The sequence below is a fragment of the Natrarchaeobius versutus genome (genome assembly GCF_041205745.1).
In the GTDB taxonomy this organism is placed as follows: Archaea; Halobacteriota; Halobacteria; order Halobacteriales; family Natrialbaceae; genus Natrarchaeobius; species Natrarchaeobius versutus.
Map to the genome: position 1 here is coordinate 455,825 of NZ_JBGFCC010000001.1, position 12,929 is coordinate 468,753.

The 12,929-nt window shown below is 63.7% G+C and carries 16 protein-coding genes; 8 read left to right on the forward strand and 8 right to left on the reverse strand.

The features are described from left to right. Nucleotides 1–293: 293 nt before the first annotated feature. The gene (locus AB7C87_RS02285) at nucleotides 294–644 is read left to right on the forward strand and encodes a DUF5658 family protein (protein ID WP_369727782.1); all 351 of its coding nucleotides are present in this window, start codon (nucleotides 294–296) and stop codon (nucleotides 642–644) included. A gap of 31 nt (nucleotides 645–675) precedes the next feature. Here the strand turns inward: AB7C87_RS02285 and AB7C87_RS02290 are convergent, their stop codons facing one another. The 4 genes from AB7C87_RS02290 to AB7C87_RS02305 all read right to left on the reverse strand — a co-directional run bounded on the left by AB7C87_RS02290 (nucleotide 676) and on the right by AB7C87_RS02305 (nucleotide 3,168). Further along, on the reverse strand, nucleotides 676–1,296 hold the full coding sequence (locus AB7C87_RS02290) for a GNAT family N-acetyltransferase (protein ID WP_369727783.1): 621 nt from the start codon (nucleotides 1,294–1,296) through the stop codon (nucleotides 676–678). Between the two features lie 65 nt (nucleotides 1,297–1,361). After that, nucleotides 1,362–1,931, reverse strand: coding sequence for a PH domain-containing protein (locus AB7C87_RS02295; protein WP_369727784.1), 570 nt, complete (start codon nucleotides 1,929–1,931; stop codon nucleotides 1,362–1,364). After that, a complete protein-coding gene (locus AB7C87_RS02300) occupies nucleotides 1,928–2,707 on the reverse strand; it encodes a PH domain-containing protein (RefSeq protein WP_369727785.1) in 780 nt (259 codons plus the stop codon). The genes AB7C87_RS02295 and AB7C87_RS02300 overlap by 4 nt, the downstream gene beginning before the upstream one ends. After that, nucleotides 2,704–3,168: a MaoC family dehydratase gene (locus AB7C87_RS02305; RefSeq protein ID WP_369727786.1), complete on the reverse strand. Its 465-nt coding sequence runs from the start codon at nucleotides 3,166–3,168 to the stop codon at nucleotides 2,704–2,706. Before AB7C87_RS02305 ends, AB7C87_RS02300 begins: the two co-directional genes overlap by 4 nt. Before the next feature lie 170 nt (nucleotides 3,169–3,338). Here AB7C87_RS02305 and AB7C87_RS02310 point away from each other — a divergent pair, with 170 nt between their 5' ends. From AB7C87_RS02310 to AB7C87_RS02325, 4 genes are all read left to right on the forward strand, one after another. Beyond that, nucleotides 3,339–3,521 (forward strand): DUF7525 family protein, encoded by a 183-nt coding sequence (locus AB7C87_RS02310; protein WP_369727787.1) that lies wholly within the window; start codon nucleotides 3,339–3,341, stop codon nucleotides 3,519–3,521. Between the two features lie 187 nt (nucleotides 3,522–3,708). Next, a complete protein-coding gene (locus AB7C87_RS02315) occupies nucleotides 3,709–3,933 on the forward strand; it encodes a DUF7123 family protein (protein ID WP_124197675.1) in 225 nt (74 codons plus the stop codon). 69 nt (nucleotides 3,934–4,002) lie between these two features. Then, nucleotides 4,003–4,449 (forward strand): SRPBCC family protein, encoded by a 447-nt coding sequence (locus tag AB7C87_RS02320; protein WP_369727788.1) that lies wholly within the window; start codon nucleotides 4,003–4,005, stop codon nucleotides 4,447–4,449. Further along, entirely contained in the window at nucleotides 4,446–5,282 is an 837-nt protein-coding gene (locus tag AB7C87_RS02325) for a carbon-nitrogen family hydrolase (protein ID WP_369727789.1), read from the forward strand. Before AB7C87_RS02320 ends, AB7C87_RS02325 begins: the two co-directional genes overlap by 4 nt. Nucleotides 5,283–5,642: 360 nt before the next feature. Here the strand turns inward: AB7C87_RS02325 and AB7C87_RS02330 are convergent, their stop codons facing one another. Further along, entirely contained in the window at nucleotides 5,643–7,217 is a 1,575-nt protein-coding gene (locus tag AB7C87_RS02330) for an aldehyde dehydrogenase family protein (RefSeq protein ID WP_369727790.1), read from the reverse strand. A gap of 109 nt (nucleotides 7,218–7,326) precedes the next feature. Beyond that, nucleotides 7,327–8,136 carry an RIO1 family regulatory kinase/ATPase domain-containing protein gene (locus AB7C87_RS02335; protein WP_369727791.1) on the reverse strand — a complete coding sequence of 270 codons (810 nt, stop codon included), beginning with the start codon at nucleotides 8,134–8,136 and terminating at the stop codon, nucleotides 7,327–7,329. 215 nt (nucleotides 8,137–8,351) lie between these two features. On the opposite strand from AB7C87_RS02335, the gene AB7C87_RS02340 reads away from it, so the two are divergent. The 3 genes from AB7C87_RS02340 (at nucleotide 8,352) to AB7C87_RS02350 (ending at nucleotide 11,034) form a co-directional block, all read left to right on the forward strand. After that, nucleotides 8,352–9,539 carry a DUF7544 domain-containing protein gene (locus AB7C87_RS02340; RefSeq protein ID WP_369727792.1) on the forward strand — a complete coding sequence of 396 codons (1,188 nt, stop codon included), beginning with the start codon at nucleotides 8,352–8,354 and terminating at the stop codon, nucleotides 9,537–9,539. An 80-nt stretch (nucleotides 9,540–9,619) separates the two neighbouring features. Continuing rightward, the gene (locus tag AB7C87_RS02345) at nucleotides 9,620–10,813 is read left to right on the forward strand and encodes an acyl-CoA dehydrogenase family protein (RefSeq protein WP_369727793.1); all 1,194 of its coding nucleotides are present in this window, start codon (nucleotides 9,620–9,622) and stop codon (nucleotides 10,811–10,813) included. A gap of 2 nt (nucleotides 10,814–10,815) precedes the next feature. Further along, a complete protein-coding gene (locus AB7C87_RS02350; RefSeq protein WP_369727794.1) occupies nucleotides 10,816–11,034 on the forward strand; it encodes a hypothetical protein in 219 nt (72 codons plus the stop codon). 57 nt (nucleotides 11,035–11,091) lie between these two features. Here the strand turns inward: AB7C87_RS02350 and AB7C87_RS02355 are convergent, their stop codons facing one another. Further along, nucleotides 11,092–11,586: a DUF2062 domain-containing protein gene (locus tag AB7C87_RS02355; RefSeq protein ID WP_369727795.1), complete on the reverse strand. Its 495-nt coding sequence runs from the start codon at nucleotides 11,584–11,586 to the stop codon at nucleotides 11,092–11,094. A 72-nt stretch (nucleotides 11,587–11,658) separates the two neighbouring features. Then, nucleotides 11,659–12,915, reverse strand: a complete 1,257-nt coding sequence (locus tag AB7C87_RS02360; RefSeq protein ID WP_369727796.1) for a Glu/Leu/Phe/Val family dehydrogenase — start codon at nucleotides 12,913–12,915, stop codon at nucleotides 11,659–11,661. Between the last annotated feature and the right edge of the window lie 14 nt (nucleotides 12,916–12,929).

A 12,929-nucleotide genomic window follows, 5' to 3' on the forward strand; every position in this document is an offset into this window, starting at 1 on the left:
ATCGCCCGACTCTTCGTTTCGGTTTCGGTCGACGTCTCGACGAACCACCGCATACCGAAGAGAATAGACGACCAACCGAGAGGTAAATCACTTCGTACCAGCGCTAACGTCGCGCTACAACGGCCATAACAATATCCCGATTGCTGGAACCGAAGCGTGCGACTCCCGCACGCTCCCGGTGGCCCGTGACCGCTCGATTCGCCGATCCGATCCACGGTCGGCGTCCGTTTCACACGGTCTGGTGTCCGTCGTTTCCGGCGGCCAGCGCCCGGTTCGATTCCGGCGGGGAGCCTATGAGCTCCGATGGTGCGTACACGCGCCTTCGCGTTCCCGTCTCCGTAACCTCGACCCGCCTCGAGCACCTCTGTTGGGCGCTCGTCGTCGTCTCGCTCGTCGGCGACGTCGTGACGACGTTCGTCGGTCTCCACCTCGGGTTGGCCGAGTCGAATCCGATCGCTCGAAGCGCGATCGATGGATACGGTCTCCTCGGCATGCTCGCGCTCAAGGGGTTCGCCGTCGGCGTCGGCCTCCTCTGTCGCCCACTACTTCCCGAGGAGTATCGACCGATTATCCCCGCAGGCCTCGCGATTCCGTGGCTGGCGGCCGTCTGCATCAACCTCTACATGATCTCGCTCGTGATCTAACGGCCGGAAACGAAGCCCTCGAGCGTCGGGGCTACTCGAGGGACACGTTCACGTCCGACCGGTTCTCGCGCCACTCGGATCGCGAGACGGTGTACCGGTAGCAGTCCGCGGGATCGTCACCGATCACGACCCAGTTTCGAACGAGACCGTCTCGCCGGCCGCCGTGGTCTTCGACGTACGTCCGGATCGCGCGATTCGATCGCTCGTTCTCGACGTCCGCACAGACGGCGACGAGTTCGAGGTCGAGGCGGTCGAACGCGACCTCGAGGAACGCGGCCGCGCGTTCGCCGGAGTATCCGCGACCCCAGAATCGCTTCCGGAGCCACACGCCGAGGGTCATCGTGCGTTTCTCCCAGTCGACGGCGAATCCGGCCTCGCCGGCGATCTCGCCCGCACCGTCTTCCCCCGCTCTCGGCCGGATCAGGTAGGCGGCGCCGTCGTCGGATTCGCACCGGTCTGTGACGCGTTCGACGAACTCGAGGGTTTCGTTCGGCGTCTCGTGGGGGTCCCACGTCAGGTACTCGGTGATCTCGTCGATCTCCGGATCCGACGAACAGATTTCGTACAACTCGAGTACGTCGACCGTCTCGGGACGGATCACCTCGAATCGCAGTCGGTCCGTCTCGATCGTTTCCGGAACGAGCGATCCCATACCACCCTGTCGGACCGATCCGGAAAAATCGCACCGGTGGTGTGGCAATCAGTAACAGACGGCAGTTAGCGCTCGAGCGCTCGGCGCCAGCCACGAACCTCGGCGAGGATCGCCTCCCACTCCTCGGTCGTACCCGGCAGGTCCTCGGTTCGCTCACCGAGACGCTGATCCTCGAGTCGGTCGTGGACGGCGTCGAACTCCGCGACGTTCCGGAAGGCGAACGTCGCGCCGCTTGCGGCTTCGATCGTGACGGTCCCGTAGCCGACGACTCGAGCGATCGCGTGCTGGCTCACGGCCGTGTTCTGGACGCGCTCGAGGCCGACCGTTTCGACGTCGACGCCGAGGACGCCGCGTCTGATCGCGACCCGTCGGTCCGTCACGACGTACTCCGTACGGGCGACGCTTGCGAGCGCCCAGAGTGCAACGACTGCGGGGAAGGGGATAGTCGCGAGTGCAACCATCGGCAGGAGTTCGAAGATCACCCCGGCGAGAACCGCGAGCGCTCCCACGGTTGCGAGGGCAACCCACGGGTACGCCGTCTGAACCCTGGGCCCGCCACGCCATCGAATCGTCTCTTCGGCGTCCGCACCGTCGCCTGCGAGCGAGAGCCACTCGAGTCGATCGCCGTCGGTCATCGTGGCGGGGATCGCGGTTCGTCACCGCCGGTTGAATCGTCGCGCTCGGTCGAGTCGCCGGGGTTCGCGGAGCCGTCGCGGCCGGTCGAACCGCTGGGATTCGCCGAGTCGTCACGGGTAGCCGAATCGTCGCCGTTCGACCACTCGAATGAGCCTCGATCGGTCGTTCCGTCGGATTGCACTCGCCCGACACCGGCGTTTTTCCCCGCGGCGTCGGACGTCTCGAGGGTCGTCCTGATCGCTCGAAGCTCGTCGCGGATTTCGGTCAGGACGTCCGCTTTCGTCCGATCGCCACGATCCGCTCGGTGTTCTCGTTCGATGAGTTCGCTGATCAACTGCTGGACGTTCCGCGGTTCGGGAACCGACTGGAACGCCATCTCGACGCCGGATCCGCCCGCCGTGCTCACCTCGACCGTCCCGTAGCCGAACTGCGTTCCGAGCGCCGACTGGGAGTAAGAGATGTCTTGAACTTTCTCGTGTTCGATCCGTTTGACGTCCCGCGAGAGGACGCCGGTCTTGCGGTAGAGCGCGCGGTTCGTCACGACGTAGTTCGTGTTCGTCACGCGGAGATACTCGCCGACGATGATGAGGATCCCGATCAACACGATCGCGAGCGGAATCCCGATGATAAACGACGGAATAAGCGTCCGTTTATCGGGACCGTCGGACCAGATGATCTCCTCGCCCGCCTCGAGTGAGAGCCACTCGAGGTCGTCGATCGAGGGCACACTCGAGGCGTCCGCGTTTCCGGCCGAGGGCTGACTCGAGTCGCTCATCGGGAGTCCTCCGCGTACTCGCGTTTCAACGAGAGGACGGTTCGGTCGAACGAACAGACGAGGTCGTCGTGCTGATTGAACGCCTCGACGTGCATGGTGACGACGCCGCGTTCGCCGTCGGACGTCTCGCGTTTTTCGGTGACGGTCGAGCGGGCCCGGATCGTATCGTCCTGAAAGACCGGATTTGGGTGCTCGACGTCGTCGTACGAGAGGTTCGCGACGATCGTTCCGTCGGTCGTCTCGGGGATCGAGACGCCGACGGCCAACGACATCGTGTACAACCCGTTGACCAGGCGTTCGCCGAATTCGGTGTCGGCGGCGAACTCCCGGTCTAGGTGTAACGGTTGCTGGTTCATCGTCAGATCGCAAAAGCGCTGGTTGTCGCTCTCGGTGACGGTCCGTCGACGGCGGTGCTCGATCGTCTCGCCGACGTCGAACCCCTCGTAGTAGCGCCCGCTCATACGATTACGGGTGGGCGACCGGCGTCAAAAACGTATTGGGTCGAGTACACGAGGGCCCGAACGCGGACGGTTCACGGAACCGACCTGATCGCTCGTCGAATCCGTCGCCTGCTCGCGCTCTTCGTCCGGAATGAGTGCTATTAAGAGACCCCGCTGTCATACCCACGCGTATGGCTACCCAAACGGAGTCGACGGACAAGGGCCTCGGAGTCGCACTCGCACTCGGTGCGCTCGCGACGGTCGGTGCGCTCGTGATGCTCGTCAGTGCCCCTGAGATCGAAGCGGCGTGGGGATTCGGTGCTGCCGTTCTCTTTAGTGCGCTTGCGGTCGTCGGCATTCACCTGTACTACTGACGATCGTTCGCCGATTTCCCGGTCCGCCCGCGAGCCGATTGCGGGCGCGCCGGCGACGATTTCCACCCAGTACGACCGAGACTCAATCGTTGGAAACCGGTCGTTGACCGGCGGCCCGGCCGGCGAAATCGGCGCAAAATCTGAAAAACAGTTAAGACCGATTGTCCCCTACTATCCCCTACGGACGATGACCGACTACTCCGACGAAGAGCAGCGAATTCTCTCGTACCTCCGCGAGAACGCCGCCCGCGGTGAGCGGTACTTCCGAGCGAAGAACATCGCACAAGCGATCGGACTCTCGTCGAAACAGGTAGGCGTACGGCTCCCCCATCTCGCCGAAAAATCGGACGAGGTCGACATCGAAAAGTGGGGTCGTGCCCGTTCGACGACGTGGAAAGTAACGATTAGCTAGTGACGCCCCACTTCGGGACCCCCGATTCGGTCCACGTTCTTTTTACTCCCCAATCCCCCAGATAGGGGCATGACTGTACGGGTCGACCGTTCGTTCGAACTCGCGGCCCCACCCGAGCGCGTCTGGGAGTTTATCGCCGATCCGGAAAATCGCGCCCGGTCGATCAGCGTCGTCGACCGATACACGACAACTGACGCCGACGGGCGAGAGGTCACCTGGCACGTCGAGTTACCGATCCCGCTCGTCCGCCGGACGGTCTCCGTCGAGACCAGAGACGTCACGCGCAGACCGCCGGAGTTCGTGAAGTTCGTCGGTCGATCGAAGGTGATGGACGTCACCGGCGAACACGAAATCGTCGCGACCGACACCGGGAGCCGCCTCGAGAACCGATTCGTCGTCGACGGCAAACTGCCCGGCGTCGAACGCTTTTTCAAGCGAAATCTCGACGGTGAACTCGAGAATCTACAACGCGAACTCGAGCGAGAGCTTCGGACGACGCGAGGTGATGAACAATGACCGGCCGATCCGGTTCAGCCGGGACGCTTTCGGTCGGGCTCGCCCAGATCCGAATCGAGGCCGGCGAGGTCGGCCGGAACGTCGACCGGGCGTGTCAGGCGATCGAGGGCGCCGCCGACCGCGGAGTCGATCTGGTTGCTCTCCCCGAGATATTCACCGTCGGCTACTTCGCGTTCGACCTCTACGACCGATACGCCGAGCCCCTCGAGGGGGAGACGATGAGCCGCCTCTCCGCGGCGGCGGCCGAACACGACGTCGCCGTCCTCGGCGGAACCATCGTCGAGGACCTCGCCGCGACCGAAAGCGCCGAGACGCCGGCCGACGAGGGGTTCGCGAACACGGCCGTCCTGTTCGACGCGGCCGGCGATCGACAACTCGTCTACCGCAAACACCACCTGTTCGGCTACGAGTCCGCGGAGTCAGATCTACTCGTTCCCGGCGAGCGCATCGAGACCGCGACGATCGGCGGCGTGACGGTCGGCGTCTCGACCTGCTACGATCTCCGGTTTCCGGCGCTCTATCGCCGACTGGTCGACGACGGAGCCGAACTCGTTCTCGTCCCGAGCGCGTGGCCCTATCCGCGAGTCGAACACTGGGAGACGCTCTCGCGAGCGCGGGCGATCGAGAACCAGTGTTACGTCGCCACGATCAACGGCTCCGGGACGTTCGACGATGCCACGCTGTTGGGCCGGTCGACGGTGTACGACCCGTGGGGAGTCGCCCGCGCCTCGAGTGGCGACGAGCCAACCCTCGTCACCGCGGAGATCGACCTCGAGACGGTCGAGAGCGTCCGCTCGGAGTTCCCAGCGCTACGGGATCGGCGGCTGTCGTGACCGCTGTGATCGGGGAAGCGTAGCCACGACTCGACCGGGTTTTTGCCTCGACCTCGTGCCGTGGGTCGTTCGTCATCGACGGCAACCGACCGCTGACTTTTTGTTTGGGGCCCTCGTCAGGTCGAGTGCCGGTAGAAGGCGCTTTTCACGTCGATGCCGGCATTACGCGTCGCTCCGGCCCGTCGCGGCTCGTTTCCCGGGAACGAGCCATCCCACTCCCGTCTCCTCGCCTCGTTCATCCCTTTCGCTCTTGGCTCGCAAGATTCTGATCTGAGCTTCAGAGCCGTCGAACGGAGTGCTTTACCGGTGGATCACAGAACGACTCGCGGTTGCGTAGGAACTGACTGACAGGAACCCGTCTCAGTCGTCTCGAGTGACGATGTCGGCCGAGAGCCCCTGTGCCATCTCGATCTCTTTCGAGTTGTTCATCGTCCAGGCGGTTCGTTCGGTGACGGCCTCGATCGCCTCTCGAGCGCTCGGATAGCCGTTTCCGGACTTCTTGACGCCGCCGAAGGGTAGTTGGACTTCCGCGCCGATACACGGCAAGTTCGCGTACGCGAGGCCGATATCTGCTCGATCCCTGAAGTAGTTGATCTGGCGGTAATCCTCGGAGATGATCGCCCCGGCGAGCCCGTAAGGGGTGTCGTTGTGGATCTCGACGGCGCGCTCGATGTCGCCGGAGTACTCGACGAGCGCGACGTGGGGGCCGAAACACTCCTCTTTGAGACACCTGAGATCCGGGTCGTACTCGATCTCGTAGACGAACGGGCCGACCCAGTGGCCGTTCGCGTAGCTGGCGCTTTGCTCACTATCGTCGCCGGTGGCCGCCCCACCCTCCGGAAGCTCGTCGTCCGCGAGTTCGAACCGGTCGACGAGCACCTCCGCACCCTCCTGTCTCGCCAACTCGTTGTGCTTGCGGATCTTCTCGACGTGGTCGGCCTCGATCGCCGGTCCCATGAACGTGTCCGCCTCGAGCGGTTCGCCGACCGCGACGTTCTCGGCGAGTTCGACGAATTCGGCCTTGAACTCGTCGTAGACGTCCTCGTGGACGATCAAGCGTTCGGAGGAGACACAGCGCTGGCCGGTCGTCTTGAACGAGGACATGATCGCCGAGTGGACGGCGATCTCTAAGTCGGCTTTCTCGGTAACGACGATCCCGTTCTTGCCGCCCATCTCGCAGGCCGCGAGCTTCCCGGGTTCGCCGCCGACCTTCCCACCGATCTCGTGACCGACCTCGGCCGAGCCGGTAAAGAGAACGGTGTCGACTCGCTCGTCCTCGACGATAGCCACACCGGCGTCACCAAAGCCCTGTACCATGTTGAAGACGCCCTCGGGAACGCCGGCGTCGTCCATCATCTCGGCGATGATCTGCCCACACCAGGGGGTTTGCTCGGCGGGCTTCCAGACGACCACGTTCCCCTCGACGAGCGCGATCGCCATGTGCCAGAACGGAATCGCGACGGGGAAGTTCCAGGGCGTGATACAGCCGATCACGCCGCGCGGTTTCCGGCGCATGTAGGCGTCCTTGCCCGCGACCTCCGAGGGGACGACGTCGCCGTGGGGGTGGCGGGCGTTGCCGGCGGCCCACTCGACCATGTGCCAGGCTTCGGTGACGTCCGCCTTTCCTTCGCTGATCTCCTTGCCACACTCCTTCGTGACGACCTCGCCCAGTTCCTCGTGGCGTTCGCGCAGTTCGTGGTAGATGTCCCAGAGGTACTCCGCTCGGTCGATATAGGAGAGCGAACGCCACTCGTCGAACGCCTCGTGGGCGGCCTCGAGGGCGGCGTCGACGTCCTCGGGCGTCCCCTGCTGGAACGTCGCCAGCGACTCGCCGGTCGCCGGGTTCTGGCTCTCGAAAGTGTCGCCGCCGTTGCCCGCTATCCACTCGCCGTCGACGTAGTGACCGTACACCCGCTCCGTGGCTTGCTGGCCCATACTCGAGTCTACGGCGAACGGCGTGAAAAGCTCTGCTGGTCGTTCACACGTCGCGTACGGCAGATGTGGCTACCACCGTACGAAACTAGACATGGATCGACCCCTTCTCTCACCGCTGACCCAGATCGGCGGCCTTTTCGAGTTCGCTCCGCAGACGCGTCGAGTCGAACTCGTGATCCGGGCGGAGGCGGACGAAATCGAGGAACCGGCGGGCCGAGAGCAACTCGTCGGGACCGTAGGCAGACGACGCCGCCCCGACGGCCCGGCGGGGACCGATCCGGGGCTCGAGGACGGCGAGCGCACAGGCGAGGTCGTAGGCAGTCGTCTCGGAGACTCGGTCCTCGTGGACGCTGGTGGCATCGATAAAGTACAGTTCGCGCTCACAGAGCAGAATGTTCTCGGCTCGCAGGTCGCCGTGTGCGAGGCCGTGGTCGTGAAGCGCCGCGAGCATCTCGAACAGCTCGGGCGCCTGCCGATCGACGACCTCGTCGGAGACGGTATCCAGAGATTCGAACTCGGGGAGGTACTCGAGGACGAGCACGCCGAGGCCATTGACCTCGAAGGCCTCGATAGGGCGGGGAGCGTTGACCCCAATCTCGCGCATGCGCTGGGTCGCCTCGTACTCGTGTTCGACCATCTCGCGGGGCGTATCGAAGCGGTCGAAAAAACCACCCGTGCCGGCCGAGACCGCGCCGACGTTTCGACCAGCCGTCAGGAGGGTGTGGACGAGCGCGTTCTGTCGGGAAACGATCTTGACGAACCACTCGTCGTCGATGACACACGGCGTCGACAGCCAGTTGTCGGCCTCGAGAAACTCGACGCGGACGATCTCGCGGTCGTGTCGGTCCGCCAGCGACCGGACCACCCGCTCGATGCGGTCCCACTCGACGGTCCCTCGAGCGAGCTGGCGGATATCCATACGTCGGGGGACGGGCTTTGGGGTTAAATGCGTCTCGAAGTATCGCCACCTCGACCTGTCAGTCGAAGGGGTTCCGATGGAGGGTCCGGCCGGCCGATCCCCGCTCGAGCGAGACTGGTCGCCGAATTGCGTCGTCGAAGGCAACCCATCCGTTGGCGTTTCGTAACGAGCGTCAGATCAGAATTATTTTCATCCGTGCGACCATATCGGACGGTATGGACGCTGTCGACAACCTAAGCGACGCGATCGATGCGACGCGGAACCTCCTGTTGCCGATCCGAGCCTGGCTGTGGCTCAAACTCGCCGTTGTCGTCTTCTTCCTCGGTGGCATAGGCGGTGGGTTCCAGATTGGCGACCCGACCCCGTTCACCGACGACGAGATGATTTCGATGGTCGAGGACACGATCACGGAGGAGATCCTGATCGGGTTCGCGATCATCGCCGCGCTCGTACTCGTGATCTGGCTGTTCTTCGAGGCCCTCGGCGCCATCGCGGAGTTCGTCTTCATCGAGTCGCTTCGCTCGAAAGACGTCTCGATCATCCGCTACGGACTCGACAACCTCGTTCGCGCGCTTCGCCTCTTCGGTTTCAGGGTGTTACTCACGCTGGGCGTATGGGCGGTCGTTCTCGTTCCCGCTGTCTTGCTCCTCTACAACGCGGGATGGGACCTCGCGGCGGCGTTCGATATGGGAACCATCCTGCAGTTATTCTTGGTCGGCGCCCTCTTCTATTTCGTTTTCCTCCTCGTGATGCGGTTTACCTCCGAGTTCGTCGCCCCGATCATGCTCTTAGAGTCCCGGGGCGTCCTCAGTAGCTGGAAGCGCTTCTGGGGGACGCTCACCGCCAACCCGGCCGAGTACGTCGTCTACTTGCTCCTCGTCTGGATTCTTCAGATCGTGATCGGCATCGCGGTCGGCTTCTTGACGATCTTTCTCGTCCTCATCGTCGCGATCCCGTTCGTCGTCCTCATCGTCGCGTTGTTGACGCTCGGTGACGTCGGCGTCTGGCTCGCGATTCTCGCCGGCATCGTCGCCGGACTCTTGCTCTTGCTCGTCGTCGCCTTGGTCCAGATGCCGGTCCGGACGTACTTCCAGTACTACGCACTGTTGTTGCTCGGCGACACGAACGACGAACTCGATCTCATCCCCGACCAGCGCGACGAGATCCGCGGTGACGGTGGCCGAGAAGAATCCGACTATCCGACCGGCCGTGAGCCCCGTGACGAGACGGACGATACCGGCTGGGACGCGGATACCGACGGTCGGGACGACCGGGTCGGGGATACTGACACGCGCGACGACTCGAGCGACTGGGACGACTCCACTCCGTGGGACGACGACTCGAGCGACTGGGACGAACCCGACGACAGCGAGGACGACGATCGGGACGACCGCGGTTGGTAACGACGTCCGTCCCCTCGAATCGACTCGAGGCCCGTTCTCTTCGTCGGTGCGTTTATTCCACGCCCCGGCAAGTATTGCGTATGGAGTTCGAGATACCTGACGAACACCGGATGATCCGGGAGACTGTCAGGGACTTCTGCGAGACCGAGATCGAACCGATCGCCCAGGAGATCGAGGACGACCACCGGTTCCCGGCGGAGATCTTCGATCAACTCGCCGGTCTCGATATAATGGGCGTCCCAATCACCGAGGAGTACGGCGGCCTCGGCGGCGATACGCTCATGTACGCACTGGTCGCAGAAGAGATCGGTCGCGTCTCCGGCTCGGTCGGCCTCTCGTACGTCGCTCACGTCTCGCTCGCCTCGAAACCCCTCGAGTACTTCGGCACGGACGAACAGAAACGCCGGTGGCTCCGCCCGCTCGCCAAGGGTGAACACCTCGGCGGCTGGGCGCTGACCGAACCGGAAAGCGGCTCCGACGCTTCGAGTATGAACACGACGGCCGAACGTGACTCCGAAGGGAGTACTTCGGACGAATCTTCGAATGTTGTGGCGTCCGAAGACGGCGACGAGTGGGTGTTAAACGGGACCAAGCAGTTCATCACGAACGCGAACGTCGCCGGCTCGATTCTCGTCAAAGCCGTCACCGATCCCGAGGCGGGGTACGACGGCATCTCGACGTTCATCGTCGATCCCGACGAGGACCAGGGCTTCGAAGTGACGACGGTTTGGGACAAGCTGGGACTGAACGCCTCGCCAACCTGTGAGATTCGATTCGACGACGTTCGCCTGCCGCCGGATCGACTGCTCGGCGAGGTCGGCGACGGCTGGGATCAAACGAAAAAAACCCTCGACGGGGGGAGAATCTCGATCGCCGCGCTCTCGACGGGGCTGGCCCAGGGTGCCTACGAACACGCGAAAGCCTACAGTCAAGAGCGCGAGCAGTTCGGACAGCCGATCTCCGAGTTCGACGCGATCAGGGACAAGATCGTCGACATGCACCGAAAGACCGAACGCGCGCGGCTTCTCACCTATCGGGCGGCCCGGACGGCCGACGCCGGCGACCCAGTGACCAGAGAATCTGCACTCGCGAAACTCGATGCCAGCGAGGCCGCTCGTGAGGTGGCCGAAGACGCCGTTCAGGTACTCGGCGGCTACGGCTACACGACCGATTTCGCGCCACAGCGATTCTATCGCGACGCCAAGCTCATGGAGATCGGCGAGGGAACGAGCGAGATCCAACATCTCGTGATCGGCCGCGAACTCGGCCTCTAACCGTGTTCGGACTCGCCGTCGGTGCAGTCCTGATCGGCCTCGGGCTAGCGGGGATTCGGTACGCGCCGGCCATCGTCGAGGCCCAGCACCGGCAGGGAATGACGCCGTACGGGGATGGCCCCATAGAGGACGACGACCGCGTCTCGGTGACGAAGGCCGTAGGAGCCGTCGTCGCAGTCGCGGGGCTTCTCGTTTTGGCCTCTAGCGCCGGGGTTCTGTAACGCTCTTCGAGCGACGGTGTCATGGGCGCGTCGTCGATGGCCCCGTTTCTGGAGAAACTACCGCCGGAATCCGGCCAGGATCGTCGCGAGAGATCGGTTAGAGCGACCGCGTTTTCGACGTCTGTGAGTCCGAGTGAGATGGAGGACGATCACGTAGCCGAGAATCGCAAGGGCGAACGCGATCAACAGGTTCCCGATCACGAGCTGGCGAGCGACGGCCCACGCCGACTCGGTCGCCGTCTCCTCGAGAGGAATCGGATCCGTGCCGAGGACGGTCGCGCCCGTCTGCAGGCTCGCGACGTACACCGCCGGTTTGACGAAGGGGTTGAGCACCGCGACCGACGCGAAGATGGCGGGTTTGCTGATCCACGACCAGATCGAGACGAAGAGGAAAAACAGCCCGATACCGAGCCCACCCGTCGGAAGTGCCGTGACGAAGATCCCGATCGCGAAACTCGAGGCGACCTGGTGTGGCGTATGCTCTGCCCGAAACGCCTCGGTGAGTTCACGCCGAACTCGATCACGATACCCGGCAACTCGTTTCCGCAACATCCCCTGCCGGTCTCTCTGATGCGGGACGCAAAAAGGTGTCGAGACGACCCGTCCCCGAACGGTGAACGCCGGTCAGGGGAAACTCCCGGCTTCCTCGAAAGAGTCGGCGACGCGCTGGATAGCGACGACGTACGCCGCAGTTCGCGGATTGTCGAGGTCGTGTTTCTCGATGGTTTCGACGAGTGCGTCGAACGCGTCGACGATGACGTCTTCGAGTTCGGCGTTGACCTTCTCCTCCGTCCAGTAGAACCGCTGTCGGTTCTGTACCCACTCGAAGTAACTGACGGTGACGCCGCCGGCGTTCGCGAGGATATCGGGGATCACGAAGACGTCCTCGTCCTCGAGGACGGCGTCCGCATCGGGCGTAAGCGGCCCGTTCGCGGCTTCCGAGATGACGTCCGCTCGAACCTCTTTCGCGAGGTCGCCGTCGATGGCGTTTTCGAGGGCCGCCGGGATCAGGAGGTCGACGTCGAGCGTCAGGACGTCCTCGTTCGTGATCTCCTCGGTGGCGTCCGGATAGCCCACGACGCTTCCGGTCTCGTTTTTGTGGTCTTTCGCAGCGACCGCATCGAGCCCGTCGGGGTTGTAGACCCCGCCGCTCGAGTCGCTCACGGCGACGACCGTCGCGCCCATCTCCTCGATCAGTCTGGCCGCGATCCAGCCGGCGTTACCGTAGCCTTGGACGGCAACGGTCGCGCCCTCGAGATCCTTATCGAGGTACTCGAACGCCTCGCGTGCCGCGAGGACGGTCGAGCGACCGGTCGCCTCGACGCGGCCCTCACTGCCGCCACTGGCGAGGTTTTTCCCCGTGATAACACCGGGCTCTGTGGTGTTCTCGAGCGTCTCGTAGGTGTCTTTGATCCAGTTCATCTCCCGCTGGCCCGTGTTGACGTCGGGTGCGGGGACGTCTCTGTCCTCGCCGATCAACGGCGTGAGTTCGACCGCGAACGCGCGGGTCAGTCGCTCGAGTTCGCTCTCGGAGTAGTCGGCCGGATCGACGATGATCCCACCTTTTCCGCCGCCAAGCGGGATGTCGACGATCGCTGTTTTGTAGGTCATCCAGCCGGACAACGCCCTGACCTCGTCGCGTGACACCTGTGGGTGGTATCGAATACCACCCTTGTACGGACCGCGGTCTCCGTTGAACTGCGATCGGAACGCTTTGAATCGTTCGAGCGAACCGTCGTCGAGTTCGACGGTAAGGTTCGTCTCGAGTACTCGTTCCGGATGTTTGAGGCGGTCGATGACGTCGTCGTCGATGTCGAGATAAGCCGCAGCCTCGTCGATCTGTGACTGCAGACTTTCGAACGGGTTGGCGTCTTCGGCCATTGTGCGCTGATTCC